The 25,798-nt window shown below is 63.7% G+C and carries 30 protein-coding genes and 1 pseudogene; 15 read left to right on the top strand and 16 right to left on the bottom strand.

The window, feature by feature from the left end:
- Positions 1-53: 53 nt before the first annotated feature.
- On the top strand, positions 54-221 hold the full coding sequence (locus tag B015_RS33510; protein ID WP_198292841.1) for a hypothetical protein: 168 nt from the start codon (positions 54-56) through the stop codon (positions 219-221).
- A 41-nt stretch (positions 222-262) separates the two neighbouring features.
- On the opposite strand, the gene B015_RS0103575 is transcribed toward B015_RS33510, so the two are convergent.
- Entirely contained in the window at positions 263-739 is a 477-nt protein-coding gene (locus tag B015_RS0103575; RefSeq protein ID WP_018426292.1) for an Lrp/AsnC family transcriptional regulator, read from the bottom strand.
- A gap of 113 nt (positions 740-852) precedes the next feature.
- On the opposite strand from B015_RS0103575, the gene phhA reads away from it, so the two are divergent.
- Positions 853-1,707, top strand: a complete 855-nt coding sequence (gene phhA / locus B015_RS0103570; protein WP_018426291.1) for a phenylalanine 4-monooxygenase — start codon at positions 853-855, stop codon at positions 1,705-1,707.
- 78 nt (positions 1,708-1,785) lie between these two features.
- On the opposite strand, the gene B015_RS0103565 is transcribed toward phhA, so the two are convergent.
- The 3 genes from B015_RS0103565 to B015_RS0103555 form a co-directional block, all read right to left on the bottom strand.
- Positions 1,786-2,691, bottom strand: a complete 906-nt coding sequence (locus B015_RS0103565) for a DMT family transporter (protein ID WP_026226837.1) — start codon at positions 2,689-2,691, stop codon at positions 1,786-1,788.
- Positions 2,692-2,819: 128 nt separating this feature from the next.
- Entirely contained in the window at positions 2,820-4,316 is a 1,497-nt protein-coding gene (locus tag B015_RS30365) for an MFS transporter (RefSeq protein ID WP_157632681.1), read from the bottom strand.
- Positions 4,317-4,691: 375 nt separating this feature from the next.
- Positions 4,692-5,453: a GGDEF domain-containing protein gene (locus tag B015_RS0103555; RefSeq protein ID WP_026226836.1), complete on the bottom strand. Its 762-nt coding sequence runs from the start codon at positions 5,451-5,453 to the stop codon at positions 4,692-4,694.
- Positions 5,454-5,615: 162 nt separating this feature from the next.
- Between B015_RS0103555 and B015_RS0103550 the strand changes: the two genes are divergently transcribed.
- Together B015_RS0103550 and B015_RS30360 are read left to right on the top strand one after the other, a co-directional pair.
- Positions 5,616-6,326, top strand: coding sequence for a pyrimidine 5'-nucleotidase (locus B015_RS0103550; RefSeq protein WP_018426287.1), 711 nt, complete (start codon positions 5,616-5,618; stop codon positions 6,324-6,326).
- Positions 6,323-7,159: pseudogene (locus B015_RS30360) on the top strand (DUF817 domain-containing protein); the annotation flags it as partial. The gene B015_RS0103550 and the pseudogene B015_RS30360, both read left to right, overlap by 4 nt.
- Positions 7,160-7,186: 27 nt before the next feature.
- Here B015_RS30360 and B015_RS34050 read toward each other — a convergent pair.
- The gene (locus B015_RS34050) at positions 7,187-8,026 is read right to left on the bottom strand and encodes an LOG family protein (protein ID WP_018426285.1); all 840 of its coding nucleotides are present in this window, start codon (positions 8,024-8,026) and stop codon (positions 7,187-7,189) included.
- Positions 8,027-8,171: 145 nt separating this feature from the next.
- Between B015_RS34050 and dapD the strand changes: the two genes are divergently transcribed.
- The 4 genes from dapD (at position 8,172) to B015_RS30355 (ending at position 10,560) form a co-directional block, all read left to right on the top strand.
- A complete protein-coding gene (dapD, locus tag B015_RS0103535; protein WP_018426284.1) occupies positions 8,172-9,026 on the top strand; it encodes a 2,3,4,5-tetrahydropyridine-2,6-dicarboxylate N-succinyltransferase in 855 nt (284 codons plus the stop codon).
- 71 nt (positions 9,027-9,097) lie between these two features.
- The gene (locus B015_RS0103530; RefSeq protein ID WP_018426283.1) at positions 9,098-9,475 is read left to right on the top strand and encodes a DUF805 domain-containing protein; all 378 of its coding nucleotides are present in this window, start codon (positions 9,098-9,100) and stop codon (positions 9,473-9,475) included.
- Positions 9,468-9,839, top strand: coding sequence for a DUF805 domain-containing protein (locus B015_RS0103525; RefSeq protein WP_018426282.1), 372 nt, complete (start codon positions 9,468-9,470; stop codon positions 9,837-9,839). Before B015_RS0103530 ends, B015_RS0103525 begins: the two co-directional genes overlap by 8 nt.
- A gap of 19 nt (positions 9,840-9,858) precedes the next feature.
- A complete protein-coding gene (locus B015_RS30355) occupies positions 9,859-10,560 on the top strand; it encodes a hypothetical protein (protein WP_018426281.1) in 702 nt (233 codons plus the stop codon).
- On the opposite strand, the gene B015_RS0103515 is transcribed toward B015_RS30355, so the two are convergent.
- Both B015_RS0103515 and B015_RS0103510 read right to left on the bottom strand, forming a co-directional pair.
- Positions 10,557-11,570 carry a 2-dehydropantoate 2-reductase gene (locus tag B015_RS0103515; protein ID WP_018426280.1) on the bottom strand — a complete coding sequence of 338 codons (1,014 nt, stop codon included), beginning with the start codon at positions 11,568-11,570 and terminating at the stop codon, positions 10,557-10,559. The genes B015_RS30355 and B015_RS0103515 overlap by 4 nt on opposite strands.
- 94 nt (positions 11,571-11,664) lie before the next feature.
- Positions 11,665-13,452, bottom strand: a complete 1,788-nt coding sequence (locus tag B015_RS0103510; protein WP_018426279.1) for a diguanylate cyclase — start codon at positions 13,450-13,452, stop codon at positions 11,665-11,667.
- 202 nt (positions 13,453-13,654) lie between these two features.
- Between B015_RS0103510 and B015_RS0103505 the strand changes: the two genes are divergently transcribed.
- Genes B015_RS0103505 through B015_RS0103495 form a run of 3 tightly spaced genes read left to right on the top strand, consistent with a single transcriptional unit; the run spans position 13,655 to position 16,533 of the window.
- Positions 13,655-14,683, top strand: a complete 1,029-nt coding sequence (locus tag B015_RS0103505; RefSeq protein ID WP_018426278.1) for an alpha/beta hydrolase — start codon at positions 13,655-13,657, stop codon at positions 14,681-14,683.
- Between the two features lie 50 nt (positions 14,684-14,733).
- The gene (dapE, locus tag B015_RS0103500) at positions 14,734-15,921 is read left to right on the top strand and encodes a succinyl-diaminopimelate desuccinylase (RefSeq protein WP_018426277.1); all 1,188 of its coding nucleotides are present in this window, start codon (positions 14,734-14,736) and stop codon (positions 15,919-15,921) included.
- Between the two features lie 12 nt (positions 15,922-15,933).
- Complete coding sequence (locus B015_RS0103495; RefSeq protein WP_018426276.1) at positions 15,934-16,533, top strand: hypothetical protein; 600 nt, start codon at positions 15,934-15,936, stop codon at positions 16,531-16,533.
- 4 nt (positions 16,534-16,537) lie between these two features.
- On the opposite strand, the gene B015_RS0103490 is transcribed toward B015_RS0103495, so the two are convergent.
- The gene (locus B015_RS0103490) at positions 16,538-17,704 is read right to left on the bottom strand and encodes an MFS transporter (protein WP_018426275.1); all 1,167 of its coding nucleotides are present in this window, start codon (positions 17,702-17,704) and stop codon (positions 16,538-16,540) included.
- A 48-nt stretch (positions 17,705-17,752) separates the two neighbouring features.
- On the opposite strand from B015_RS0103490, the gene B015_RS0103485 reads away from it, so the two are divergent.
- Entirely contained in the window at positions 17,753-18,292 is a 540-nt protein-coding gene (locus B015_RS0103485; protein ID WP_018426274.1) for an Lrp/AsnC family transcriptional regulator, read from the top strand.
- 112 nt (positions 18,293-18,404) lie between these two features.
- On the opposite strand, the gene truA is transcribed toward B015_RS0103485, so the two are convergent.
- The 5 genes from truA to def form a co-directional block, all read right to left on the bottom strand.
- A complete protein-coding gene (truA, locus tag B015_RS0103480; protein ID WP_018426273.1) occupies positions 18,405-19,148 on the bottom strand; it encodes a tRNA pseudouridine(38-40) synthase TruA in 744 nt (247 codons plus the stop codon).
- Between the two features lie 12 nt (positions 19,149-19,160).
- Positions 19,161-19,670, bottom strand: coding sequence for an N-acetyltransferase (locus B015_RS0103475; RefSeq protein WP_018426272.1), 510 nt, complete (start codon positions 19,668-19,670; stop codon positions 19,161-19,163).
- Positions 19,667-20,602: a methionyl-tRNA formyltransferase gene (gene fmt / locus B015_RS0103470; protein WP_018426271.1), complete on the bottom strand. Its 936-nt coding sequence runs from the start codon at positions 20,600-20,602 to the stop codon at positions 19,667-19,669. The genes B015_RS0103475 and fmt overlap by 4 nt, the downstream gene beginning before the upstream one ends.
- Positions 20,603-20,649: 47 nt before the next feature.
- Positions 20,650-20,880, bottom strand: a complete 231-nt coding sequence (locus B015_RS30350) for a PIN domain-containing protein (protein ID WP_018426270.1) — start codon at positions 20,878-20,880, stop codon at positions 20,650-20,652.
- Between the two features lie 71 nt (positions 20,881-20,951).
- Positions 20,952-21,482, bottom strand: coding sequence for a peptide deformylase (gene def, locus B015_RS0103460; RefSeq protein ID WP_018426269.1), 531 nt, complete (start codon positions 21,480-21,482; stop codon positions 20,952-20,954).
- A gap of 103 nt (positions 21,483-21,585) precedes the next feature.
- Between def and B015_RS0103455 the strand changes: the two genes are divergently transcribed.
- On the top strand, positions 21,586-22,830 hold the full coding sequence (locus tag B015_RS0103455; RefSeq protein ID WP_018426268.1) for a DNA recombination protein RmuC: 1,245 nt from the start codon (positions 21,586-21,588) through the stop codon (positions 22,828-22,830).
- Position 22,831: 1 nt separating this feature from the next.
- Here the strand turns inward: B015_RS0103455 and B015_RS0103450 are convergent, their stop codons facing one another.
- The gene (locus B015_RS0103450; protein ID WP_018426267.1) at positions 22,832-23,233 is read right to left on the bottom strand and encodes a GFA family protein; all 402 of its coding nucleotides are present in this window, start codon (positions 23,231-23,233) and stop codon (positions 22,832-22,834) included.
- 28 nt (positions 23,234-23,261) lie between these two features.
- Complete coding sequence (locus B015_RS0103445) at positions 23,262-24,218, bottom strand: cation diffusion facilitator family transporter (protein ID WP_018426266.1); 957 nt, start codon at positions 24,216-24,218, stop codon at positions 23,262-23,264.
- A gap of 144 nt (positions 24,219-24,362) precedes the next feature.
- On the opposite strand from B015_RS0103445, the gene B015_RS34045 reads away from it, so the two are divergent.
- Positions 24,363-24,488: a hypothetical protein gene (locus B015_RS34045; RefSeq protein ID WP_018426265.1), complete on the top strand. Its 126-nt coding sequence runs from the start codon at positions 24,363-24,365 to the stop codon at positions 24,486-24,488.
- A gap of 146 nt (positions 24,489-24,634) precedes the next feature.
- Entirely contained in the window at positions 24,635-24,949 is a 315-nt protein-coding gene (gene sugE, locus B015_RS0103435; RefSeq protein WP_018426264.1) for a quaternary ammonium compound efflux SMR transporter SugE, read from the top strand.
- A 270-nt stretch (positions 24,950-25,219) separates the two neighbouring features.
- Here the strand turns inward: sugE and B015_RS0103430 are convergent, their stop codons facing one another.
- Positions 25,220-25,648: a DUF6481 family protein gene (locus B015_RS0103430; protein WP_018426263.1), complete on the bottom strand. Its 429-nt coding sequence runs from the start codon at positions 25,646-25,648 to the stop codon at positions 25,220-25,222.
- Positions 25,649-25,798 lie beyond the last annotated feature (150 nt).

Genomic DNA, 25,798 nt, shown 5'->3' with positions numbered 1-25,798 from the left:
GGCGAAATATGCGGCGAACCACATGGAAAATCAAGCTCATGCAGGAGGCAGACATGCCAACCGAACATCACGCTGTTCCGATGACGCGGGACGAAGAATGGAAATATGCGGAACGCTCCATGTCCTGGGACGGCTGGGGCTCGCCAATCGGCCTCGGCTTCATGCTGATCGCGCTCGGCATCGCCTCGCTGCTGCTTCGGTTCGCGATCGTCGGTTTTTAAGGTTGAAAGGCCGTGGTGCGCCCGCGCAATGGCCGCGGGCGCTACCGCTCCAGATGCGCGAGCGGCACGTGGCCCGGGCCCTTGATGTTCTGCAGCACGAGTTGCGTGTGCACGTCGCGCACGCCCGACAGCCGCATCAGGCGGTGCATGACGAAGCCGTTGAGGTCGTCGACCTCGGGCACCATGACATGCAGCAGGAAGTCGTAGTCACCGGTCATCGTCCAGCAGGCCGAGACCTCGTCCATGCGCTGCACGGCAGCGATGAATTTTTCCGGCGAGCCGTCGCTGTGGCTGACCAGGCGGACCTGTACGAACACTTCGACCATCAGGCCGACGGCGCGACGGCTGACCTGGGCCGAAAAACCCTTGATGATACCAGCTTCCTGCAACGCCTCGAAGCGGCGGGTACAGGGCGTGTTGGAAAGCCCGATCTCCTGCGCGATCTCCGAGATCGGCTTGCGCCCGTCGCGCTGCAGGATGTCGAGCATGCGGATTTCGTAATCGTCGAGATGAGGCATATTTCCTCCCAGTCCCTGCACTCAAGGTGAATATACCTCAATTTCAGCCAGAGTTCTCGCAATGAAGTGAACTCCACTCGGCACCAGGAGCTATCCTCTCATTATCGGAAACCATGTCCGGGGAGGAAAAGGTCGTGGGTGTCAGCGTTCAGGACTATGCGCGCGAATGCGCCGAACAGGGATTGCGCGGCGACTATTCGCTGTGCCGCTCGGACTTCACCGTCGAGCAGAAATATGACTACAGCGCAGCCGAGCAGGAGGTGTGGCGCACCCTGTGCGACCGCCAGACCAAGCTCACCGAAAGGCTGGCGCACCACTCCTATCTCGACGGCATGGAGGCCCTCGGCCTGACCGCAAAGATCCCCGACTTCCACGAGGTCAGCGACAAGCTGCGCAAGCTCACCGGCTGGGAGATCGTCGCGGTGCCCGGCCTGATCCCGGCACAGCCGTTCTTCGATCACCTCGCCAATCGCCGTTTCCCCGTCACCAACTGGCTGAGGACGCGCGAAGAGCTCGACTACATCGTCGAGCCAGACATGTTCCACGATTTCTTCGGCCATGTGCCGGTGCTCAGCCAACCGGCCTTCGCCGACTTCATGCAGCTTTACGGCGAGAAGGCCGGCGACTACATCGCGCTCGGCGGCGACGAGATGATCACCCGGCTCTACTGGTACGCGGTCGAATACGGGCTGATGCAGGCACCGGGCGAGCCGCTCAAGGCGTTCGGCGCCGGCCTGATGTCGTCCTTCACCGAGCTGCAGTTCGCGGTCGAAAGCCGCGACGCGCACCATGTGCCGTTCAATGTCGAGACGGTGATGCGAACGACCTACGAGATCGACAAGTTCCAGCGCGCCTATTTCGTGCTGCCGTCCTTCGATGCGCTCAAGGACGCGTTCCAGAGCGGCGACATCGCCGGCATCATCGGGCGCTTCAAGGACCAGCCGACGCTCGACCCATCGATGATCTAGGGCACTGCCCTCATCCGCCCCTGCCCGCGCGCGCCTCTCCCCCCTTCAGCGGGGACAGGGCAAGGGTGAAACCTGCAGCTAGCCGACCGCGAGCAGCACCAGGATGCCGCCGACGATGAGGATGCAGCCGGCGACCTCCAGCCGGTTGATCTTCTCGCGGAAGAAGAACACCGACGACGCAAAGGTGAACAACATCTCGATCTGGGCCAGCGACTTGACGATCGCAGCCTGTTGCAGCGTCATCGCCATGAACCAGCCGAAGGATGCGGAAGCGCCCACCAGGCCGGTGAACAGCGCCGGCCGCCAGGCCTTGGCGATGCGCGGCAGCTCGTCGCGCTCCTTCCAGACGATCCAGGCAAACATCAAGAGCGTCTGGAAGACGATGACCACCGCCAGCGTCACCGCTGCCTGCATCATGAAATTGGGACCGCCCAGTGCCAGCGAGGCGGCACGGTAGGCGACCGCCGAGATGCCGAAGAACGTGCCGGAGGCAAGGCCGATCAGAGCATTGCGGCTGGCGACCGAGGTCACCAGCGTCCGCACATTGAAGGCCATATGGGCGACCGAGATCAGCATCACGCCGAAGACGCTGATGGCAATCGCGGCAATGGCGCCTGTTGTCGCCCGCTCGCCAAGGAAGAGCAGACCAAAGAGAGCTGCCTGCGCCGGTTCGGTGCGCGAATAGGCGGTGCCGACGGCAAAGTTGCGGAACGAGAACAGGTGGATCAGCAGGAAGGTGGCGGCGATCTGGCCGAGGCCGCCGACCACCGCCCAGATGAAGAAGGTCCTGTTAAGCGCCGGCAACTCGTAGCCAACCGCGAAATGCAGCACGCCGACAAAAGCGAGAGCGAAGGGAAAGCCGAAGCCGAAGCGGACGAAGGTGGCACCCGTGGTGCCCATTACGCCCTTGAGGTGCTTTTGCACCACCGACCGCAGATTCTGCAGAAAGGCGGCAGCGATGGTGATGGGAATCCACAATGGCATGATCGTCAGTATCGGCTGGGAGGCGACCGGAGTGGCCGCACCTCCGCGTCTACAGCATCGCCTCGAAAATCGGAACGGTTTTCAAGGCGATATTGTAAGCCGCAGGAACCGGGCAGAAGGCGCTGCCGTTACATTTCCACGGGAAGCGGTTGCTGGCTTTCGACACGTTTGCCATGGCTGCCTTGCGGCGCTGCCGGCTTCAGGAAGAACACCATCGCCGCCACGAGCGCGAAGGCCACCATCTCGTAGACAAGCGCACGCTCCATAGCCGAGACAAAGGCGACATGCGGAGGCTGGCCCGCGCTGCCGTCCAGGGTCGAAAAGAAGATCTGCCCGGTGACGGCGATGCCAAGTGCGGCGCCGATCTGCTGAAAGGCCTGCACCGCACCCGACCCCGAACCGGCGTCGCGCGGCGGCACGGTCGACAGCACGGTCTGGAACAGCGACGAGATGGCGATGCCCATGCCGAAACCGCACATCAGCAACGGCAGGACGAAGTTCCAGTGGTCAACGGCATCCCCCACACCGGCAACGACGAAGCGCAGCCAGCCCATGCCAGTGCCCATGACGAGCGCTCCGGCGACGATGCGCCTGTGAGGCCAACGGCTGCCCAGCCGCCCCGAAAAGAGCGAGGCGATCAGCACGCCGATAGGGAACGGCACAGTCGTCAATCCTGATTGCAGCGGCGTCAGTCCAAACCCGGTTTGCAGGAAGACGGCCAGCACCAGGAAGAAGCCTGCGACACCTGAGAAAAACGTCATAGTCATCGCCGACCCAAGCAGGAAATTGCCGTTGGTCATCAGGGCCACCGGCAGCAACTGGCTCTGTTCGCGCTTCGCCCGCGCCTTTTGATGCGCAAAGAAGCTGGCCATCACGACAACTGCCAGTGCGATCATCACAAAGGTCCACCACGGCCAGCCATAGGCATGGCCCTCGATAAGCGGGAACACCAGCAGAAAGACCGCAGCGCTGGCGATCAGGATACCCAACGGATCCTGCGTCAGCTCAGGCCGCCCGGGCATGTCGGGGATAAGGGCCCGCCCTGCTATCACCGCCAGAATTCCAACCGGGATGTTGACCAGGAAGATCGGCCGCCAGTCGAGGCCAAGGATGTTGGCACTGATCAGCAGGCCACCGGCGAGAGGCCCAGCGACAGAGGCGAGACCCGCCGACAGACCGAAAAGCGAGAAGGCAAACCCACGTTCCTGCGGCGGAAAGATCACCTGGGTGATCGCCAGCACCTGCGGCATCATCATGGCGCCGGCCAGCCCCTGCAGCACGCGCGCGACGATCAGCGTCGCCATTGTCGGCGCCAGCCCGCACAGTGCCGAAAACACCGTAAAACTCGCCACGCCGATCAGAAACAGACGTTTGCGCCCGACCACGTCGCCGAGCCTGCCGAACGGCAGCAGGCCGAGCGCGAAGGCCAGCACATAGGCTGCCACCACCCATTCGATCTGGCTGCTCGTCGCACCAAGCCCGGATTGAAGCCGCGGCAGCGCGACGTTGACGATGGTCACGTCGATCAGGTTCATGAACCCGGCCAGGAGCAGGATTGCCATCGCAATCCAGCGTCTCGGATACGCCTCCTCGGGCGTGGCTGGCGAGCTATGGGTAAACGTCATTTCCGGTTCCTTTGACTGCGGTAGCTGAGCCCGGACCGTTCGGCACGGCCCTCAGAGAGAACCGTGGCCCATACAGTTTCCGCATTGAGATCGCATCATGCAGACCGATGTCGTTCCGAACCGCCTGATTTCGACAGCCCAGGAAAATGTTGCTCCAGTCACGTCGGCATCATCAGAGACCCGTTCGATGTAGGGCGAATCGTCCGGCTGTCGAAGCCCAACTTCATCTTTGGCACCGGATCGACCGGAATGTACCGCATTTTTCGTACAAGACTTTCGCCATGGCGAGCGGTATCGGCCAGATTCAAGTGCCAAAAGGGACGGCGGCAAACGCCACCATCCCGCATCAAGGCGATGCTTCCGATTCGAGCGCAGTCACGCCGCCTCGGGCATTTCCTTGTCGATGATCGTCAGGTTGCGGCCACGGCGCTTGGCTTCGTAGAGCCGCTTGTCGGCCGCCCGCATCAGTTCGGAGACATTGGCGTCGACAGCACAGGTGGTGCCGCCAATGCTGACGGTAAGCGGCACCGCGCGCTCGACGCTGGGCTGGAAGCGCAGCTGCTCGACTTCCTTGCGGACGCGCTCGGCGACCAGCTTGGCTTCCTCAGGCGTTGCGCCGATCAGGAAGGCGCCGAACTCCTCGCCGCCGATGCGGCCGAGAATGTCGCCGCTACGGACGCCGCGCGTGATGGCGGCTGCGATCTCCAGCAGCGCCTGGTCGCCGGTGAGATGGCCGAAACTGTCGTTGATCTGCTTGAAATGATCGGCGTCGATGATCAGCAAGGCGCCGCGGTCGGATTTGCGACGCGAACCGTCGAGAGCGGCAAAGAAGTTCTCGCGGTTGAGCATGCCGGTCATCTCGTCGCGGCTCGCCTTCTCCGACAGACGCCTGTGGGCGGCGGCGAGCTGGGCGTGGGCGCGGGTCAGGTCCTGGTGCGCCACCTCGAGCTTCATGCCCTGCCAGAAGGTATAAAAGGCCATCGGAAAGGCGATCACCACCGGGCAGACCAGGGTCAGGGTGTAGGTCAGATCGTCGATCTTGCCGCCGAGCATCGGCACCAAGGTGAGGACGAGCGCCAACGACCCGAGGACGGCCAGAACCGTGACTAGACCTGTACGGAAAAAGACTCGCTTCAATTTCTGCTCCCTGCCGGCTGATGGAATGCCAGCATCAACTGAAGTTCATCTTTCGCGGGTAGTTAAAATTTGACCCACCTTGCCGAATTTCGCCAAGGTCGGGGTCAATTGTGATGAAGTACGGGCGCTTCCAAATTCCACGAACCGTGCCATAAGGACCGCATGACCCAAGTTCCAGATCCCGCCCGCTTCGACCACGTCACCGACTGGGTGTTCGACCTCGACAACACGCTCTACCCGCACCACTCGAATCTGTTTTCGCAGATCGACGTCAAGATGACGGGCTATGTGGCTGAGCTTCTGACGCTGTCGCGCGAAGATGCGCGCAAGCTGCAGAAGGAGCTCTACCTGGAATATGGCACCACGCTGAACGGGTTGATGAACCGCCACGGCATCGACCCCGACGCCTTCCTCGAGCATGTCCACGACATCGACTATTCCTGGCTGGTGCCCGATCCGGTGCTGGGCGCTGCCATCCACCAGCTGCCCGGCCGCAAGTTCATCTTCACCAACGGCAATCGCAGCCACGCCGAGCGCACCGCGCGCCAGCTCGGCATCCTCGAGCATTTCGACGACATCTTCGACATCGTCGCGGCCGGCCTGACGCCGAAGCCGGCGCGGGCGACCTACGAGAAGTTCGCCGAACTTCACAAGGTGGCCGGCCCCAACGCCGTCATGTTCGAGGACCTCGCCCGCAACCTCGCCGTACCGAAGGCGCTGGGCATGACCACGGTGCTGATCGTGCCGCGCAACTTCGAGCCGACCTTCTCGGAGATCTGGGAACGCGATGCCGAGAACGAGGACGACGTCGACTTCGTCACCGACGACCTCGCCACCTTCCTGACGACGCTCGTGGAAGCCACCTCGAAGTGAAGCGTTTCACCTCGGTCGAGGGGCGGATCGATGCCGCGGCGCATGCCGTGCTCGACCGCCTGCCGACAGGGGGTGTTTCGGGCGCGCTCGTCGAGTTCCTGGTCTTCGGCCTCAAGCAGGCCTGGGCCTGCCTGTTCGGCGGGCTGCTTTTGGCGCTGATCATGGCGACAAGACTGTGGTGGCCGGAACAGGCAACGCTGACGCGCTACGACTTCCTGTTCCTGTCGGCGCTTGCCATCCAGGCGGCGATGCTGGCGCTGAAGCTGGAGAAGCCATCCGAGGCCAAGGTCATCCTGATCTTCCACATCGTCGGCACAGCGATGGAGGTGTTCAAGACATCGGCCGGCTCATGGTCCTATCCGGAAGACAGCCTGTTCCGCATCGGTGCCGTGCCGTTGTTCTCCGGCTTCATGTACGCCGCTGTCGGCTCATATCTAGCTCGCGTCAGCCGCATCTTCGACATGCGCTATACCCACTACCCGCAGCTTTGGGCGACGGTGCTTCTGTGCGCGGCGATCTACATCAATTTCTTCGCCCACCATTTCACCGTGGACATTCGCTACGGCCTGTTTGCGGTGACCGCCCTGCTCTACCTCAGGACGGCGGTGCATTACCGCGTCTTTCGCTTCCGCCACCGCATGCCGCTGCTTCTGGGTTTCCTTTTGGTGGCACTGTTCATCTGGTTCGCCGAAAACATCGGCACCTGGTCGCGCGCCTGGATCTATCCCGGCCAGCATGACGGCTGGTCGCCGGTGTCGATCCAGAAGCTCGGCTCCTGGTATCTCCTGATGATCATTTCCTTCGTGCTGGTGACGCTGGTCCACCGGCCGCAGCCGCTGGACGCAACGCCAGCGAAGCGATCAAAGGCCGTAGAACCGGCTGATGATCTCCCAGGCCTCGTCGGCGGTGTCGACGAAGTCGATGATGTCCTGGTCGCCGGGCGTGATCGTGCCCTGGTCGGCAAGGAAATCGAGGTCGATCGCACGCTTCCAGAATGACTTGCCGAACAGGATGACGGGCACGCGCTCCATGCGCCCGGTCTGGATCAGCGTCAGCGTCTCGAAAAATTCGTCCAGGGTGCCGAAGCCCCCGGGGAACACGGCAACCGCCTTGGCGCGCATGACGAAATGCATCTTGCGGATGGCGAAATAGTGGAAGTTGAAGCACAGCTCCGGCGTCACATAGGGGTTGGGCGCCTGCTCGTGCGGCAGAACGATGTTGAGGCCGATGGAGGGTGCTCCGACGTCGTCGGCGCCGCGATTGCCGGCCTCCATCACGCCCGGACCGCCGCCGGTGACGACAACGAACTCGCGGTAGTAGGACGCGGCCGAGTGCTGCGAGCACAGGCGGGCGAACTTGCGCGCCTCGTCGTAATATCTGCTGTTGGCCTCGAGGTTCTTGCGCTGGGTCTCGTTCTTGGCCGCCCACGCCTCGCCGCCCGGTTCGGGAATGCGCGCGCCGCCGAACAGGATGACCGTTGAACGGATGCCACGCTCGGCGAGCGTCATCTCGGTCTTCAGCAGTTCGAGCTGCAGCCTGACCGGGCGCAACTCGCGCTGGGTCATGAAATCTTCGTCGTTCCAGGCGAGGCGATAGGTCGGGGCCCGGGTCTGCGGTGTGTCGGGCACGCTCTTGGCGCGCTCCAGATCCTGGTCGGAGTGCGGCAGCGGCGTCCAGCCAGTCTTGTCCATCGGATTCATATTCAACTCAGTGTCCAATTTCCCGTTTACCGCGGCATTCGATGTCGCCACCGCGATTGACCCCCACTACAGCCTGACATAGGGTCCGCGCGATTTTATGCCAGCTTAGAAGCCTTAGCCTTAACGGCTAGTAACGGAGATGTTTATGTCGAAGCCTGACGTGGCCAGCCTCGAAAAGATCATCGACCGGGCGTTCGAGGAACGCGACGGCATTTCGACATCGACGCGCGGTGAAATCCGCGACGCCATCGAGGCATCGCTCGACCTGCTCGACAAAGGCGCGGCACGTGTCGCCGAACGCCAGGACGACGGCAAATGGCACGTCAACCAGTGGCTAAAGAAGGCGGTGCTGCTGTCCTTCCGCCTCAAGCCGATGGAGCTGATCTCCGGCGCTCCGGGCGGCGCTTCCTGGTGGGACAAGGTGCCGTCCAAGTTCGACGGCTGGGGAGCGGTCGACTATGAAAAGGCCGGTTTCCGCTCGGTGCCTTCGGCCGTGGTGCGCAAATCGGCCTATGTCGCGCCGGGCGTGGTGCTGATGCCGTCCTTCGTCAATGTCGGCGCCTATGTCGACAGCGGCACCATGGTCGACACCTGGGCCTCGGTCGGCTCCTGCGCCCAGATCGGCAAGAACGTGCACCTGTCCGGTGGCGTCGGCATCGGCGGCGTGCTCGAGCCTATGCAGGCCGGCCCGACCATCATCGAGGACAACTGCTTTATCGGCGCGCGTTCGGAAGTCGTCGAGGGCTGCATCGTGCGCGAAGGCTCGGTGCTCGGCATGGGCGTCTTCATCGGCCAGTCGACCAAGATCGTCGACCGTGCGACCGGCGAAGTGTTCTACGGCGAAGTGCCGGCCAATTCGGTGGTTGTCGCCGGCTCGATGCCTGGCAAGCCGCTGCCGAACGGCGATCAGGGCCCGAGCCTCTATTGCGCCGTCATCGTCAAGCGCGTCGACGCCAAGACCCGTTCCAAGACCTCGATCAACGAGCTGCTGCGCGATTGATCTTTCATTGAAACCGAAGCAAGTTCCGGCGGCGTGTTTGTCGCGCCGGCGGACTGGCTTCGGAGGGTCGCGTGGACTGGAAGTACCTGCTGACGAGCTACAAGGGACGCATCAACCGGACCAAGTTTTGGGCGGGCGTTGCGGTCGTTATGGCGATCATGGGCGCGTACGCTGCGCTTCTCAGGACGCTTGGACTGAACGGTCTGGATCCCAGCTCCCACTTCACCCGATTCTTGGCCCGCAGCGCCACCACCTTTGTCTTCGGCCTTGCGGTGTACTACATAGCGCTCGCGGTCTTTGCCAAGCGCTGGCATGATCGCGGCAAAACAGGCTGGTGGAGCCTTATCGCAATCGTTCCGGTCATCGGCTGTGTCTGGATCCTGGTAGACCTGGGCATCCTAGAAGGCGACCGCGGCGCAAACCAATACGGACCGGACCCGCTTGCCTAACAACATCGATTTCTTCTGGCTGTTCTTCAAGTTTTCAGGCCGCGTCAACCGCGCCGCCTATCTGCTTGGCTTCCTGTTCATGCTGATGGTGGTGTCGTTCCCGCTCTACCAGTTCATGCGCGTGCACCCCGAGAGTTCGGCCGGGCAGGTGTGGTCGTTCCTGTTCGGCCTGATCTTCCTCGCCTTCCTTTGGGCGCATATCGCCTTCAGCGTCAAAAGGCTGCACGACATCGACAAGCCCGGCCTGTTTGCGGTCGCGCTTTTCATCCCCATCGTCTCGATCTTCGCCTTCGTGGCGCTGTGCATCTATCCGGGCACGCCCGGGCCGAACCAGTTCGGCGAGCACACCAACGCACCGCGCTAGTGGCAGAGGGGCGGGTGCGATGTCCTACAGAACACTCGATCCCGAAAAGATAGCAGAGACCGCGCGGTCGCTTGAGGCGCGCATCGGCGACCGGTTCCCGAATTCGGGCCTCGCCAGCGTCGCCTCCGAACTGGTCGTCATGTCACGCGATCTTGCCACGGCGGCCGAAAAGCTGGCGCGACCGATCTGGTGGCTCAGGATCCTCACCTGGTCGGTGATCGCCCTTGGCGCCGGCATGTTCGTCTTCGTCGGCTCGATCCTGTCCTTCGACCGCATCTCGACCGGCGCCTTCGACTTCGTGCAGGGCGTGGAGGCAACGCTCAACACGCTGATCCTCGGCGGCGTCGGCTTCCTCGCCCTCAATAGCGTCGAGCAGCGTCTCAAGCGCAAGCAGATCTTCAAGGAGCTGCATGGCCTGCGCTCGCTGATCCATGTCATCGACATGCACCAGCTGACCAAGGACCCGGCAGCACTCTCGGGCACGTTCACGCCGACTGCGCATTCGCCGCAGCGGATCAAGGACCCGACCGAGCTGGCCCGCTATCTCGACTATTGCTCGGAAATGCTGTCGGTCACCGGCAAACTCGCGGCGCTGTTCGCACAGGCCATCCAGGACGAGGTGGTCACGGGTGCCGTCAACGACATCGAGGATCTCGGCTCGAACCTGTCGCGCAAAATCTGGCAGAAGATCACGCTGATAGAGGCCACGCGACAGAGCTAGGCGATTGCCTCCGGTGCCAATCGCGGCGAGCCTGCTTTGGCCGCTTCGGCCGCGCGCACCAGCGCGATGACGCGTTCCGTGATTGGTACTTCGACGCCGGCTTTGCGCGCCAGCCTGACAACCGCGCCCTGGAGATCGTCGACCTCGGTGCGACGGTGGCGCACCAAATCCTCCCACATCGACGAGCGTGCTTCGGGATCGATCGCCAGCATACGTTTCGCCAGGCGCAGGAAGAGCCAGTCGGGCAGGCGCAGGACATAAGGCAGCAAGCCAGGCTGCACGGCGGCCACCTTGGCCGGCACGATGCCGTTGCCGCGCATCGCAGCCAGCGCCTCCGATATCTGGGCGGCCAACAGGCGGCGCCAGCGCCGGTCGGCCAGTTCGGTCGCCAGCGGCAGGTCGGACAGGGCCACCAGCGCATTGTTGAGGTTCATCAGGAGCTTGCCCCACTGCACGCCGGCCATGTCGACATGAGTAGCAACCGGGAATCCCTCGACATCGAGCAGCGCCCGCAGCGGCTCGTCACCGACCTCGATCAGGACAGTGCCGTCGCTGGCGCGGTGGACACGCAGCGGGCGCTCGCCTTCGCCCGACTGCACGACATTGAACGGCACCATGCCGGCAACGACACGTCTTTGGCCCACCACGGCGCGCAGCCGTGCCGGATTGTCGATGCCGTTCTGCAGGCTGACAATGGTTGCAGTGGCCGGGGCATGGCGGGCGATTTTTTCGGCCATGCCGGCGGTGTCGCCGCTCTTCACCGTTACCAGCACGATGTCGGCATCGGCAAGAACGGCAGGATCGGCGTCGACCGTCATCGCCCTGCCCGCGATCGCCGTACGACGACCATCTAGATCGCTGAAAACCAGCCCCTCGCGGTTGATCGTTTCAGCCATATGCGGCCGCGCCAGCAGGCGCACATCACGTCCCGCAAGAGCAAGGCACGCGCCGGCGTAGCAGCCGATACTGCCGGCACCCGCAACAACGATTGTCTGGTGGTCCTTGGCCATGGGCCCTCCCGGCAGCCACTATAAGCGACAGCAGACCCCGTCTGGCAATTCCCGATGCAATGCGGGACATGGCATCGTCAGTCGGCCTGAGGCCTCAGGCCGACTTTCTGATCTTGCTTGCGGCCATGGTCCGGTTGCGGCCACCGGCTTTCGCTTCCAGCAAGGCAGCGTCGGCCCGCGTCACAAGCGTTTCGACCGAACCGCCCGTTGGAGAGGCCGCCACCCCGACGGAAACGGAGACCGCGCCAAGAACCTGGCCGGCATGGGAGAGCGCCACGGCGCCGATCTTTTCGCGCAGCGTGTCGGCAAGCGCCACCCCGTCTGCCTCGCCGAAGGACGGCAGAAGCGCGGTGAACTCTTCCCCGCCGAAGCGGAAAGCATCGCCTGATGACCCACAGGCCTCGCGCAGCGACTGTCCGACGAACTGCATGACAAGATCGCCGGCATCATGGCCGAACTGGTCGTTGAAGCGCTTGAAGTGGTCGATGTCGATCATCAGACAGGCAACCGGCTCGTCCCTATGATCTCGGGCGTGCCGCTGCAGCGTCTCGTCAAGGAACCGACGGTTGAACAGGCCAGTGAGTGGATCGCTCACGGCGAGTGCCGTCAGCTTTTCCTGCAATTGCAGATTGGCAATGGCGAGGCCGACATTCTCGGCGATCAGTTCGAGGTAGAGCCGCGAACCCGCCGGCTCGAGTGCGCCATCTTCGCGCTCTTCGAGATACAGCAGCCCGATCATGTCGCCCTGGGCCGTCAGGGGAACGCAAAGCGTCGCCACGCCGGGCGGATTTACATGCTGGCACGGAACATCGGCGCCATTGACGCCGCTGTGATGTGAGCGGCCACGCCGCAGGCCCCAGCATGCGGCGGCCGGGAACTCCGCCGCCGAGTGCTCCGGATCGTGCCACAGGCCGACACGTGCCAGTGATGTCCTGCCTTCGTTGAGAACGTAGAGACCGCCAGCAAGGTCGGGGAATATCTGCGGCGCGAAGCGCACGACCACGTCGGTCAGTTCCCCCTGGTCGCGGCATGCCTGCACGCGGTGCATCATCTGAAGGATGAGGTCCTTCATATGCTGGTCGGCAAGTCGCTCGGCGTCGAGCTTTTCGCGCTCGATCAGATTGGTACGGAAACCCTCGATGGCGTCGCTCATCTCACCGATCTCGTCGGCCCGACGGTTGACCGGAACCTCGACGCTGTAATCCTGCTTGGCCAGGCGACTGACGATCCCGGTCATGTGCCGCAGTGGCATCGCCACCCGTCGGCTGAGGACGAAATAGAGCACGGCAACAAACAGCGCCCCTGTGGTCGCCAGCATGATCTTGGCGACAAGGCTCCACCAGTTGCTGCGGTCGCGCGCCGCATCGAGTGCTGCGGTCGTGCGTGCAGCGGTCAGGTCACGAAAATGGGCGACCGTCTGGAGGAGAGCGTTCTGAACCCTTTCATGCTCGGCGCCGAAAAGGGCTTCCTGTGCGGCTGCCTTGTTTCCATTCTGATAGGCCTGGATCGCGGCCGCTTCGAGCTTGTCCAGTTCCTCCGCCTGGCCGTCGATCGCCTGCAGCGCGGCGGCTTCCGCCGGCGCGGGATCGCGTGCGGCCAGTTCCGACGTGACAGCCTCCAGCCGCCGTTCGGCAGCCTCATCCGAACGGAATGCCTGGAGATGGCGCTCCTCGCCGCGCATCACGTACAGCCTCGCCTCGTCGCTGCGGACTTCCGCGCCAAGGGCTAGCTCTTCGCTCAGCGTGTCGAGCGTCAGATGTTCTTCAGCCGCGGCGCGCTCCTGAAGGGCGCTGTTGGACGACAACATGAACGAGACGCCGGAAAGCGCCGTCAGCACGACGGTGATGCCGTAGGCCCAATGGGTGATCGTGGCGATTCTCATACCGCTACAGTGCCAGTCGCTGCTTGCAGGAGACTTAAAATGCGACTTAAAAATCGCCGATGTCTTCGGCGGCCACTGGAAACCATGGGGCATCCCAGCACCCCGCCCGAGTGACGGCAGACCTCCCTGGCAACGCCAGCTCTCGCCGACCTCCACGAGACGTGCCATCCTCTGCCGTCGACATGCATCGTTGGGAGGGCTGATGCTCAGGAGGCTTTTGATCGGTCTGGTGGGGGCTTTGATCGTGCTAGCCGTCACCGGCTTCGCAGCCTTCCAGCTCAGCCCGTGGCCGGCGGCTGTCGTCATCCGCTACTTCTTCGACCGTGGCGGCGATGCGGCGGCGGCAGCGTTGCAGAAGCATGTGCCAGACGGCATCGCGGAAAAGCTCGATGTTCCCTACGGACCGGACGCGGCCAACAGGCTCGACGTGTTCTATCCCTCCGAAATCGAAGGCACCGACAAGGCCTTGCCCGTCATCATGTGGGTGCATGGCGGGGCGTGGATTTCAGGCAGCAAGGAGCACGTCGCCAATTACCTGCGCATCCTCGCAAGCAAGGGCTTTGTTGCCGTCGGCATCGACTATTCCATCGCGCCGGCTGCGAAATATCCCACGCCCGTCATCCAGGCCAATGAGGCGCTCGCCTTCCTGAATGCAAAGGCCGGGGAATTCCACATCGACCCCACGCGCATCTTCCTTGCCGGCGATTCCGCCGGCGCCCAGATCGCGGCGCAGCTCGCCAACGTCGTCACCACGCCCGGCTATGGACAGGGCATGGACATCGTTCCTGCCATCGGCGCCGCCCCGCTGCGTGGCATCGTGCTCAACTGCGGCGGCTACGACCCGCGACTCGTCAATTTCGACGGTGCCGCCGGCGGCTTCCTCCGCACCGTGTTCTGGTCCTATCTCGGCAACCGGGACTTCGACGGCGACCCGCGCATCCGGCAATTCTCGATCATGGACAACATGACCGCAGCCTTCCCGCCGGCCTTCATCACCGTCGGCAATGCCGATCCGCTGGAGGAACAGTCGCATCGGCTGGCCGAGGCCGCGCAGAAGCTCGGCGTCAAGACAGACACGCTGTTCTTCGCCAGGGATTACCAGCCGCCACTGCCGCACGAATACCAGTTCAACCTCGACGTCGACGCCGGCCGCACTGCGCTCGAGCGGACGGTCGCCTTCCTTCAAGCGAGGTCATGTCGCTTTAGCGAAGCTGGAGGCGGATGCCCCTGAGGCAACCGAACGTCGTGACAGGGGGCACCGATTCAATTATCGCTGTCGCCATGAAAATGCCGACAGACCCCTCCGAGAACCTCGCCGCCCTCATCCGCTGCCCGTCGGTCACGCCGGCCGAAGGCGGTGCGCTGACCGCACTCGAAGCGATGCTGAAGCCGCTCGGCTTCACCGTGGAGCGCCCGACCTTCTCGGAGTCCGGCACGCCTGATGTCGAGAACCTCTATGCGCGACGCTCGGGCAACGGGCCGCATCTGATGTTTGCCGGCCACACCGATGTCGTACCTGTCGGCGACGAGGCCACCTGGAAGCATCCGCCATTTTCGGCCGCCATCGACAATGGCGAGATGTACGGCCGCGGCGCCGTCGACATGAAGGGCGGCATCGCCTGTTTCATCGCGGCGGTCGCACGCCATGTCGAAGCCAAGGGCGGCCCCAAGGGTTCGATCTCACTACTCATCACCGGCGACGAGGAAGGCCCGTCGATCAACGGCACCGCCAAGCTGCTCGACTGGGCTGCCGGACGCGGCGAGAAGTGGGACGCCGCGCTGGTCGGCGAGCCGACCAATCCGGATCAGCTCGGCGACATGATCAAGATTGGCCGCCGCGGCTCGCTGTCGGGCACGATCACCGTTCATGGCCGGCAGGGCCACGCCGCCTACCCGCATCTTGCCGACAATCCGGTGCGCGGGCTGATGACACTGGTCGACGCCCTGCTCAACCCTGTCTTCGACAAGGGCACCAAGGATTTCCAGCCGTCGAACCTGGAGGTTACGACGTTCGATGTCGGCAACCCGGCGACGAACGTCGTTCCGGCCAAGGCGACGGCATCCTTCAACATCCGCTTCAACGACACCTGGACGGCCGAGACGCTGCAGGCCGAGATCCACAACCGTTTGGACAAGGCCAGCGGCCGCAAGAAGTACCGCAAGGGGCGCAAGGAGCCGATCGAGTTCGACATCGTCTGGCGCGATACGCCGAGCCACGTCTTCCTGACCCGCGACGACAAGTTGGTCGAAGCCCTGTCCGGTTCGATCAAGGCCGTCACCGGGCGCAAGCCCAAGCTGTCGACGACGGGCGGCACGTCGGATGCGCGCTTCATCAAGGACTATTGCCCCGTGGTCGAGTTCGGCCTTGTCGGCAAGACCATGCACATGGTCGACGAACGCGTGCCGCTTGCCGAACTGGAACAACTGACACAGGTCTACCAGCGCTTCATCGAAGACTGGTTCGGGTAACGGCTTAGGCAGATGTTGGCCAGCGAGGAAATCCAGCAGAGCCTGTCGGGTGCCTGGCGACTGATGCTGGGCAAGCCCGACGGCCTGCGCCTGCTCGACCTCAGCGCCGACGGTTTCTGGAACTCGTTCTTCGCCATCCTGGTCGCCGCGCCGGCACTCATTGTCGGCTGGGTGGGCCTGGCCAACGATTTCGCGGTGCAATCGGCGGCGTTCAATGACCGGCTGAGCACCGTCGTCAGCCTTGCCCTGGTCGACATCAGCGCCTGGATCGTGCCGCTTGTCGTCTTTGCGCTCGTCGCCCGCCGCGCCGGCGTCGGCGACCGCTTCGTCCACTATGTCGTGGCGAGCAACTGGACCTCGGCGATCATCGCCTGGCTGATGCTTCCGGCTGCCCTGCTGCACATGCTGGTGCCCGACGATGCCCAGGGCTTCGGGTCGCTGTTGTCCCTGGCCCTGTTCGGCCTGTCCATGGCACTGACCTGGCGCATGACCAACGCCGCCATCGGCAAGGGGGCAGCGATCGGTTCGGCCGTGTTCGCCAGCCTGTTTGTCGTGTCGCTGATCGCGCTTCTGGCAATGAAGTCGCTGCTCGGGATTTCCGTGCCCAACTGACCCGTCAATGCCACGCGGCGGCGGCTGCGACCAGCATCAGGGCGGCGGCCACCAGTGCCGATGCTGCGAACCCCAGGGCCTGATAGAGCGGACCGAATGCGGTCGTGCCGACAAAGACTGCCAGGTAGGTTACGGCGCTGTTCAGCCCCATGATGGTGCCCCGCCTGGCAGGATCGAGCGCCGACAGGCGCGTGACCAGAACGTTGAGCCCGAAATGGTTGATCAGCCCCCACAACGCCATGGACGCAATCAAGCCGCCAAAACTGCCCGATACCGCTGCCAGCAGCAGATAGACGCCGCCGGCGGCGAGATAGGCGATGGGCATGACGCGACGGGCTCCGAGCCGGTCGACGATCCCGTCGAGCAGTGCTGCCGCGCCGAAGCCGATGCCATAGGACACGGCCGCCAGGCCGCTGGCGCTGACCGGGCGTCCCAACGCCTCGTGCAGGTGATCGCCGAGATAGCCATAGACGCCGTAGAAAGCCGTCGTGAAGGCGCCGCAGGCAATCAGCAGCGGCACGATACCGGGCGTGCGCAGCGCCTCCAATGGAGCCGGAGCAACGCTACCGCTGGGCCTGTCTGACAGCGACACGGCCGCCACGCCCGCAACTGCGGCCAAGGCCAGCGCGGCGACGATAGCAAAGACGGCGCGCCAATGGATGAGATCGGCAATGACGGCCGACAGCGACACGCCTGCGACCATCGACAGCGTCCAGCCGGTCAGCACCACCCCGATGGTGCCGCTTTCGCGGCCGGGCGGGGCGATTGCCGCCGCACTTGCATAGATCGCCGGCAGCGCGATGCCGGCGGCAATGCCGGCAACAAGCTGCGCTGCGATCAGCACCGGGATTGTCGGCGCGAGAGCGCTGCCGGCTAGCGCCAGGGCCAAAAGGCCAAGCGCCCATTGCAGCATGCTTCTTGCGCCGAAACGGTCGATGTAACGGGCCAGAAATAACGCGCTCGCCGCCGTGCCGAGACCGAAGGCCGAGGCTGCGGCCATGACCAACGGAACCGAGGTGTCGAAGCTGCGGGCAACCTCAGGCGCGATCGGCCCCAGCACGAGCGAATTGGAGCCGATGACGGCGATGCAGGCCGTCAGCAGATAGGCCGACCTGGGGATGCGGGCCAACGGCTCCACGACGGCGGGAAAAGATTGATCGACGTTCGACATGGGCGCATATTCTCCGAATGATGTTCAGCTTCAACGGAGAATTTCCGCATGGACGAAGAAACAGACGGCATTCGGCAGAACCGGCCGCCGGAGCGCGCCATCGATGCGGTGGACCGAAGGCTGTTAAGCGCCCTGGTGGAGGATGCAACGGTCTCTTATGCCGAACTGGGCGAGAAGGTTGGCCTGTCGGCGCCGGCCGCGCATGAGCGAGTCAAGCGCATGCGCCGCTCGGGCGCCATCCGCCAGACAGTGGCGATGGCGGACCCGCGGGCCGTCGGCAAGCCGTTGCTGGCCTTCGTCCATGTCGACACGCGGGGCTGGGGCAAGACACCGGAACTGATGGCGGTTTCGTCATTTCCCGAGGTCGAGGAGATCCACACCGTTGCTGGCGACGCCTGCATACTGCTCAAGGTGCGGACGGAGGACACGCGCGCCCTCGAAGGGCTGCTGGCCCGCATCTACGACACGCCTGGCGTGACCTCGACACGCAGCTATGTGGTGCTGTCGACCTATCTCGAACGCCCGGTACAGCCTGAAATCACCCAGGAGTGGCCGGCACCCAAGCTCGGGACGAACCCGATCTACTAGAGCAATTCCAGGAAAAGTGCGCAGCGGTTTTCTGTCCGGAATTGCGCAAAAACAAAGAGATAGAGGGATTCCGCAATTCGAAGAAAAACGGAAACGCTCCAGCCGCTGCCGTCTAGTAGTCGACGCCGGTGAGGTAGAGGCCATCAGGCGGCGCTACCTGCCCGCAGGCGGCGCGGTTGCGCGCTTCGAGCGCGGCCTTGAGATCGTCCGCCGTCCAGCCGCCCTCGCCGACGCGCTTCAGGCTGCCCACCATGGAGCGCACCTGATTGTGCAGGAAGGAACGGGCGGAAGCCGCGATCTCGATCCTGTCGCCGTGGCGCGTCACCTCGAAGCGCTCAAGCGTCCTCAGCGGGCTGTTGGCCTGGCACTGGGTCGAACGGAAGGTGGTGAAGTCGTGGCGACCCAGCAGCACCTTGGCCGCTTCGGCCATGGCTTCGTGATCGAGGCGCTTGGGCACCCACCAGACCTGGCCGCGCTCGATCGCCGCCGGCGCGCGGCGGTTGAGGATGCGGTAGATATAGTGGCGTCCCGTCGCCGAGAAGCGGGCGTCGAACTCGTCTGCTACCTGCCGCGCGGCAAGGACGGCGACCGTCTCGCCAGCCGCCTGGAGATGCGCATTGACCGCGTCGCGGACCTTGTCGTCGGCCCAGGCCTTGGTGAGATCGACATGCGCCACCTGTGCGGTGGCATGCACGCCCGCATCGGTACGGCCGGCGCCGCGCAGCGTCACCTGGTCGCCCGAGAACTTCAGCACCGCCTGCTCGATCGCCGCCTGAACCGAATGGTTGTCGGCCTGCCGCTGCCATCCTGCATAGGCGCGACCGTCATATTCGATATCGAGGCGATAGCGCGGCATGCGGATGCTTGATCAGGCAGCGAGGGCTGTGCCGAAGGCCGAGGCGTAGACCAGCTTGCCGGTCTCAGGCGCATCGCCCCAGGCCAGAGCCTGCAGCGCATCGCACTGATAGTCGCTCTCGAACTTCGCCGCGCGCTCGCGATTGTAGCCGAAGCGGCCGTAATAGGCCGGATCGCCCAGCACCACGGCGAGCACTTCGCCGGCATCCTTGAGGCGGATATGGGCTTCGCGCACGAGCGCGCCGCCGATGCCGGTGCCATGGAAATCGGGCTCGACGGCCAGCGGCGCCAGCGCCACAGCCGGGAAGGTCTTGCCGCCGTTCTGCACATAGAGGCGCGAGAACAGGATATGGCCAACGACCTGGCCGTCTTCCTCCGCCACCAGCTCGACGATTGCGTCGCCATCGGCGACCAGCGCATCCACCAGTCCGGCTTCGGCCCGCTGACCGAATGCGTGTTCCTCGACGAGACGGATCGCCTCGCGGTCGCGCGGCGTAGCCGCCCTGATCGACATCATGCTCATGACAATTTCATTCCTTTTACGATCTTGGCACCGCGCAGAAATTCATCCGCGGTGACGGGTTTTCCCCCCGCCTTCTGCACCTCGACCAACCTGACGGCACCCTTGCCACAGGCTATCTCCAACCGGTCGTCGAGAGCCGTTCCCGGCTCTCCTTGTCCGGCGGTCAATCCGGAACGCAGCAATTTCAGCCGCTCCATCTTGCCGCCAAGCTCGAATTCGCACCATGCACCCGGGAAAGGCGAAAGGCCGCGAATGCGGCGGTCCACTTCCGGTGCGGGCAAAGTCCAATCGATGCGCGTCTCCGCTTTATCGATCTTTTTGGCGTAGGTCACGCCATCAGATGGCTGTGGCGCCGTTTCCAGCCTGCCGGCCTCGAGCTCGGCCAGCGCCTCCACCATCAGGGCAGCGCCGGCCTGCATCAGCAGGTCGTGCAGCTCGCCGGCTGTCATTTCGGGTGTAATCGCGACTTTTTCAAGTCGGGCCACCGGGCCGGTGTCCAGCCCCTCCTCCATACGCATGACCATCATGCCTGTCTCGGTGTCGCCGGCCATGATGGCGCGCTGAATCGGGGCCGCACCGCGCCAGCGTGGCAGAAGCGAAGCGTGGCCGTTGTAACAGCCGAGCCGGGTGCCATCGAGGATCGCCTTAGGCAGCAGCAGCCCATAAGCCACGACGACTGCCACGTCGGCGTTCAATTCACGAAACGCCGCCTGCTCGGCCTCGCTTTTGAGAGACAGCGGCGTGCGCACCTCGATACCAAGACGCTCGGCCTCACGCTGCACCGGCGATGGCGTCAATTCCAACCCGCGACGGCCTGCGGCGCGTGGCGGCTGCGAATAGACGGCAACGACTTCATGGCCGGCTTCGGCGATGGCGCGCAGCGTCGGCACGGAAAAATCCGGCGTGCCCATGAAGATGACGCGAAGGCTCATAAGATATGCAGTCCGGCAAACAGGCCCGGCCGGCGACAGCCGACCATTCAGGCATTTGCTTCAAACGGGTTTACGAGCCCGAGGTCAAGCCCGTCGAAGTCCCCGACGTTGCGCGTGGCCAGCTTAGCCCCATGAACGATGCAGATGGCAGCGATCATGGCGTCCATCGCGAGTATCGGTCGCCCTATGCTTTCCCTCAGTGCGATGATCTTGCCGTACGATACCGCCGCATTCAGGTTGAAGGACAAGATGCGCTCGGAATAATCTCCGATCAGCAAGGTCAGGCGGTGGGCGTCTTTCGCCTACCCGTTCGGGCAAGCATCTTTCCAGCCCCCGTGGCAAGTACGCTTCAGCCGGCCATGCGGCTCGGCGGGCGGTCCTTGGCGAGCTTCTTGAACTTCTTCATCACCATGTCGCGCTTGAGCTTGGAGATGTAGTCGATGAACAGCACGCCATCGAGATGGTCGATCTCATGCTGCAGGCAGGTCGCCAGCAGGCCGTCAGCCTCGACTTCGTGTTCCTTGCCGTTCTCGTCGAAATATTTGACCCGCACATGGGCCGGGCGCTCGACCTCGGCATAATAGTCAGGGATCGAAAGGCAGCCTTCCTCATAGACCGAGCGATCGTCGCTGCGCGTCAGAATCTCGGGGTTGATGACGGTCATCGGCGCCGGCTCCTCGCCCTCCTTGGCAAGGTCGATCACCAGCATGCGCAGCGGCTCGCCAACCTGGATGGCGGCAAGGCCGATGCCTGGCGCATCGTACATGGTGTCGAGCATATCGCGGGCGAACTTGCGAGTGGCGTCATCGATGCGCTCGACGGGCTTGGAAACCAGGCGCAAGAGCGGATCGGGCAGGATAATGAGCGGCTTGATCGTCATGTGCCTCACCTAAGATGTCCCGCGGAAACCGTCAACCGGCAGTTACGGCCAATGTTCTTGCTTTGATCTAACATCGGGCCGCGAATCGGCTATGTTGCGACGGATGAGCCCGCTTTCCACGATCCTCTCCGAACCAGTCGCCCAGCTTGGCGCCACCATTGTCACGCTCGGTCAGGCGCTGGCCTTCGGCGCACTGTTGATCTTTGCCCTGCTGCTGGTGCTGGTCGTAGCGCTGTGGCGCGCGGCCAAGGCGCGCTCGGTGGCCGCAGCAGAAGCCGCCGACCACGCCCGCGACGCCGAGGCCCGCATGGCCGGCATATTGCAGGCACAGTCCGAAATGCAGGGCCGACTCGGCACCGTCGCCGAGATCTTCGGCTCGCGCCAGGCGGAGCTGACCCAATCGCTCAGCCAGCGGCTCGACGCCATGACCGGGCGCCTCGGCCAGACGATGGCGGAGCAGACCCGGTCGACGCATGAAAGCCTAGCGAAGCTGCAGGAGCGGCTGGCGGTGATCGACACGGCGCAGGGCAACATCCAGTCGCTCGCCGGCCAGGTGGTGCAGTTGCAGGCGATCCTCTCCAACAAGCAGACGCGTGGCGCCTTCGGCCAGTCGCGCATGGAGGCGATCGTCGCCGACGGCTTGCCGCTTGGCGCGTATGAATTCCAGGCGACGCTGTCCAACGGCAGCCGGCCGGATTGCCTCATCCGCATGCCCAACGATGCGCCGTCGCTGGCCATCGACGCAAAATTCCCGCTCGAGGCATGGAATGCCATTCGCGCCGCCGAGGGCACCGATGCTCAGAAAGTTGCAGCCCAGTCCTTCCGGCGGGACATCGAGGTGCATATCCGTGACATCGCCGAAAAGTACCTGATCGCAGGCGAAACCCAGGACACGGCCTTCATGTTCGTGCCGTCGGAGTCTGTTTTCGCCGAGATTCACGAGAACTTCGAAGCCGTCGTGCAGCGTGCCCACCGCGCCCGGGTCGTCATCGTCTCGCCGTCGCTGCTGATGCTGTCGATCCAGGTGATCCAGGCAATCCTCAAGGACGCCCGCATGCGCGAGCAGGCGCATCTGATCCAAGGCGAGGTGATCCGGCTGATGGAGGATGTCGGCCGCGTCGACGAGCGCGTGCGCAAGCTGCAGACCCATTTCGGCCAGGCCTCCAAGGACATCGACGACATCCTGGTATCGACGTCCAAGGTCACCAAACGCGGCCAGAAGATCGAGGCGCTGGAGTTCGGCGCCGGCCAGGGTGGCGACGCCGAGGAAGCGCCACGACAGCAGGCGGCACGGGCCGCCGATTCCAAGACCGGCCAGCTGCGCCTGCGCGTCGTCGAAGAAGACTGAGCTAGGCCTTCTCCACCGTCTCCATACCCTCGAATTCCGGCTGCCAATGCAGGGCCGAGCGATGCCAGACCTGCTTGCGCGGCACAAGATGCTCGCGCTGGTCGGAGGTACCGGTCCTCAGGCCATAGACCTTCGGCCCCTCGCCCACCGACGTCGCAAACAGATGCGAGCCGCATTCGGGGCAGAAGCCCTGCGCGCGCTTGTTGCCGCTTTCGCCCGTCTTCACATAAATCTTCGGCGTGCCCGAAAACCGGATCTTGTCCTCCGGCACGGGCACGGTGATGCGGAATGCCGTGCCGGTCAGCTTCTGGCAGTCGGTGCAGTGGCAGATCGCGGTCTTCTCCGGATCGACCTCGGCCGTGTAGGTGATGGCGCCGCAGTGGCAGCCGCCTTCGATCTTCATCATTTTTCTCCCTTTTCGAGGTACGCCTCTAGGAGGCGCTGCCTTCCTCGATCTTCCTGCGGCGCTCGTGCCAACGCCCCGACGTCTGCGGCTTGACGAACACTGCCGTCACCTCGGGCACCTCTGCCTTGAGCCTGGCCTCAAGCCGCTCGACGCAGGTCTCGATGTCGGCCGCCGAGAGGTGGTCGACGAAATCCAGGCTGAGCCCGGCGACGATCTGCTCGGGGCCGAGATGCACGGTCAGCACGCCATTCGCCTTTTCCACCGCCGGATCGGCCTGGGCAATGACGAGAATCGCCTCCTGGACATCAGGCAGCGCCGGCTCTCCCATCAGCAGCCCCTTGCTTTCGACCGCCAGGAAGACGGCCGTTGCGGCGAGAATCAGACTGATGCCGATCGAAGCGGCCCCATCCATCCATGGCTGTTCAAAATAATGAGCTGCCGAAATGCCCGCCAAAGCGATGCCGAGGCCAAGCAGTGCCGCACTGTCCTCGAACAGCACGGTGTAGACGCTCGGGTCCTTGCTGCGGCGCACGGCCTGTATGTAGCCAAGATTGCCCTTGCTGCGGCGGAACTCCTTGAGCGCGACGAACCAGGAGCCGCCTTCGAAGACCATGCACAACCCAAGCACGACATAGTTGACCAGCGGGTTCTCTATCGGCTCGGGATGCAGGATGTGGACCACACCCTCGTAGAAGGCGACGCCGGCGCCGAGCGCAAAGACCAGCAGGGCGACGATGAAGCTCCAGAAATAGAGCTCGCGGCCATGGCCGAAGGGATGCTGTCTGTCCGGCGGCCGCGCGGCGCGGTGCAGGCCATAGAGCAGCAGTCCGCCATTGCCCGTATCGACAAGTGAATGCACACCCTCCGAAAGCATGGCCGAACTGCCGGTGAAGAAGGCCGCGACGAATTTGGTCGCGGCGATCAGCAGATTGCCGGCGATCGCCGCGAAAATGACAAATCTGGAGCCCGACTGCGCTGCCATCGATCCCTCGTCCGGATCAATGTAGCGGCCGCCCCGCGATGCTCAAGCGGTTTCCGCACCGGCCCCACTGCCATGTTTCCGCCCTCTTGCAAGCTGCGCGACTTCGCGTTTCACTCAGCATTCCAGAAGCGGGAGAAACGAATCATGGCCAAGGGTGCGATGAAGGCGGGCAAGGAAGCCCGGAAACCCAAGAAAGACGCCAAGAAGCCTGCCCCAGCGCCGGCTTTCAAGGCGCCTCCGGTGCAGGCCACCAAGCTCAAGGACAAGTAAAACCGCATAGCTGATATGCCCGGCAAGACTGCTGGCGCGGTTGCATCGGCTCTCGGAAGTTTCTATCTTCCAAGGTGCAGGGACGACCCTGCACCTCCCCCTTTACAGATCGGTCGGGACGACCCGCCAACTTGCTGGAGCGTTCCATGGCATGGACCTATCTCTTTTTTGCCGGCCTGTTTGAAATCGGCTGGGCCATCGGCCTGAAATACACCGACGGCTTTTCCAAGCCGATGCCGACGGTGCTCACCATCGCCTCGATGATCGTCAGCCTTGGCCTGCTCGGCCTTGCGCTGAAGACGCTGCCTGTCGGCACCGCCTATGCGATATGGACCGGCATCGGCACGGTCGGCACCGCGATGCTTGGCATCTGGCTGCTCGGCGAACCTGCGACAGCACTTCGCCTGGCCTGCATTGCCCTGATTGTGTCGGGCATCGTCGGCCTCAAGCTGGTCGCCTGAACATCATCGCACATATCTGCGGCCTGCCCTCACCGGCGGGCCGCAATTTCATCCAGCCAGCATGATCTGTACAACCGCAGCCCCATAGGCGTGCACAAGCGGCCCGCGACCGGAGCTTGGCATCTCCAGTGCGAGCCGTCATGAATTTCGGACTTGTTGTCTCACGCGTCAGCCCGAAAACCGAAAAGGCTTTTGGAAGGCTCGACTGGCAGACTCAGTAAGTCAAAGCGTCCTTCGTGCGTCCGTAGGGACGCACGGCACTCCGGCCTATCAGCCGTAGTTGGCCGAAGGAGGCATGCGCTTGCCGCGAGCCTTGCGCGCTGCGTAACGCGCATCGCGCTTGGCCTTGCGCTCCGCTTCGTCTGCGAGCAGGCGAGCGATACGGTCGCCTTCTTCTGCCTCGCGACGCGCGGCTTCTTCCAGCGCGGCTGCTTCGGCAGCGAGGCGCTCGGCCTCGGCCTTGGCTTCACGCTCGGCCTTCTCGGCCGCTTCGCGTGCCAGGCGTTCCTGACGGAGCTTTTCCTTCTCGGCTTCGCGGATGGCGCGAGCCTCGAGGATGGCCTTGCGTTCAGCCTGACGCGCGATCACTTCCGGATCGTCGGCAGCCGGACGGGCCTTGAATTTTTCGAGCAGTGCTTTCTTCGCCGCGCCGGCGGCATCGCGCCGCTCGCCGAAGTTCTTTTCCCTGTAAATTGCCAAGAGTCATTTCCCTGAAGTCAAGTGACGCCGCTTACATACGCAGCGAAAGCGCAAGTTCAAGCGCAAATTGCGCATGCCAGCCATGATTTCCCCGCTTGTTGCAGCTAGGAAACGTCATGACCGTTCATGAAGCGACAAAGATTGTTCACC

The sequence above is a fragment of the Hoeflea sp. 108 genome, from assembly GCF_000372965.1.
Classification (GTDB): domain Bacteria; phylum Pseudomonadota; class Alphaproteobacteria; order Rhizobiales; family Rhizobiaceae; genus Aminobacter.
This window is presented reverse-complemented; position numbering and strand designations above follow the sequence as displayed.

What these genes read in the sequence shown, in the direction of transcription:
- dapE (WP_018426277.1), top strand. Translation starts at nt 14,734, where the DNA reads ATGAAAATGCCGACAGACCCCTCCGAGAACCTCGCCGCCCTCATCCGC.
- phhA (WP_018426291.1), top strand. Translation starts at nt 853, where the DNA reads ATGTCCGGGGAGGAAAAGGTCGTGGGTGTCAGCGTTCAGGACTATGCG.
- B015_RS30365 (WP_157632681.1), bottom strand. Translation starts at nt 4,316, where the DNA reads ATGACGTTTACCCATAGCTCGCCAGCCACGCCCGAGGAGGCGTATCCG.
- B015_RS0103510 (WP_018426279.1), bottom strand. Translation starts at nt 13,452, where the DNA reads ATGAGAATCGCCACGATCACCCATTGGGCCTACGGCATCACCGTCGTG.
- B015_RS0103505 (WP_018426278.1), top strand. Translation starts at nt 13,655, where the DNA reads ATGCTCAGGAGGCTTTTGATCGGTCTGGTGGGGGCTTTGATCGTGCTA.
- def (WP_018426269.1), bottom strand. Translation starts at nt 21,482, where the DNA reads ATGACGATCAAGCCGCTCATTATCCTGCCCGATCCGCTCTTGCGCCTG.
- B015_RS0103550 (WP_018426287.1), top strand. Translation starts at nt 5,616, where the DNA reads ATGACCCAAGTTCCAGATCCCGCCCGCTTCGACCACGTCACCGACTGG.
- B015_RS34045 (WP_018426265.1), top strand. Translation starts at nt 24,363, where the DNA reads ATGGCCAAGGGTGCGATGAAGGCGGGCAAGGAAGCCCGGAAACCCAAG.
- B015_RS0103575 (WP_018426292.1), bottom strand. Translation starts at nt 739, where the DNA reads ATGCCTCATCTCGACGATTACGAAATCCGCATGCTCGACATCCTGCAG.
- B015_RS30355 (WP_018426281.1), top strand. Translation starts at nt 9,859, where the DNA reads ATGTCCTACAGAACACTCGATCCCGAAAAGATAGCAGAGACCGCGCGG.
- dapD (WP_018426284.1), top strand. Translation starts at nt 8,172, where the DNA reads ATGTCGAAGCCTGACGTGGCCAGCCTCGAAAAGATCATCGACCGGGCG.
- B015_RS0103445 (WP_018426266.1), bottom strand. Translation starts at nt 24,218, where the DNA reads ATGGCAGCGCAGTCGGGCTCCAGATTTGTCATTTTCGCGGCGATCGCC.
- B015_RS0103565 (WP_026226837.1), bottom strand. Translation starts at nt 2,691, where the DNA reads ATGCCATTGTGGATTCCCATCACCATCGCTGCCGCCTTTCTGCAGAAT.
- sugE (WP_018426264.1), top strand. Translation starts at nt 24,635, where the DNA reads ATGGCATGGACCTATCTCTTTTTTGCCGGCCTGTTTGAAATCGGCTGG.
- B015_RS0103490 (WP_018426275.1), bottom strand. Translation starts at nt 17,704, where the DNA reads ATGTCGAACGTCGATCAATCTTTTCCCGCCGTCGTGGAGCCGTTGGCC.
- B015_RS0103475 (WP_018426272.1), bottom strand. Translation starts at nt 19,670, where the DNA reads ATGAGCATGATGTCGATCAGGGCGGCTACGCCGCGCGACCGCGAGGCG.
- B015_RS0103515 (WP_018426280.1), bottom strand. Translation starts at nt 11,570, where the DNA reads ATGGCCAAGGACCACCAGACAATCGTTGTTGCGGGTGCCGGCAGTATC.
- truA (WP_018426273.1), bottom strand. Translation starts at nt 19,148, where the DNA reads ATGCCGCGCTATCGCCTCGATATCGAATATGACGGTCGCGCCTATGCA.
- B015_RS0103455 (WP_018426268.1), top strand. Translation starts at nt 21,586, where the DNA reads ATGAGCCCGCTTTCCACGATCCTCTCCGAACCAGTCGCCCAGCTTGGC.
- B015_RS34050 (WP_018426285.1), bottom strand. Translation starts at nt 8,026, where the DNA reads ATGAATCCGATGGACAAGACTGGCTGGACGCCGCTGCCGCACTCCGAC.
- B015_RS33510 (WP_198292841.1), top strand. Translation starts at nt 54, where the DNA reads ATGCCAACCGAACATCACGCTGTTCCGATGACGCGGGACGAAGAATGG.
- B015_RS0103450 (WP_018426267.1), bottom strand. Translation starts at nt 23,233, where the DNA reads ATGAAGATCGAAGGCGGCTGCCACTGCGGCGCCATCACCTACACGGCC.
- B015_RS0103495 (WP_018426276.1), top strand. Translation starts at nt 15,934, where the DNA reads ATGTTGGCCAGCGAGGAAATCCAGCAGAGCCTGTCGGGTGCCTGGCGA.
- B015_RS0103485 (WP_018426274.1), top strand. Translation starts at nt 17,753, where the DNA reads ATGGACGAAGAAACAGACGGCATTCGGCAGAACCGGCCGCCGGAGCGC.
- fmt (WP_018426271.1), bottom strand. Translation starts at nt 20,602, where the DNA reads ATGAGCCTTCGCGTCATCTTCATGGGCACGCCGGATTTTTCCGTGCCG.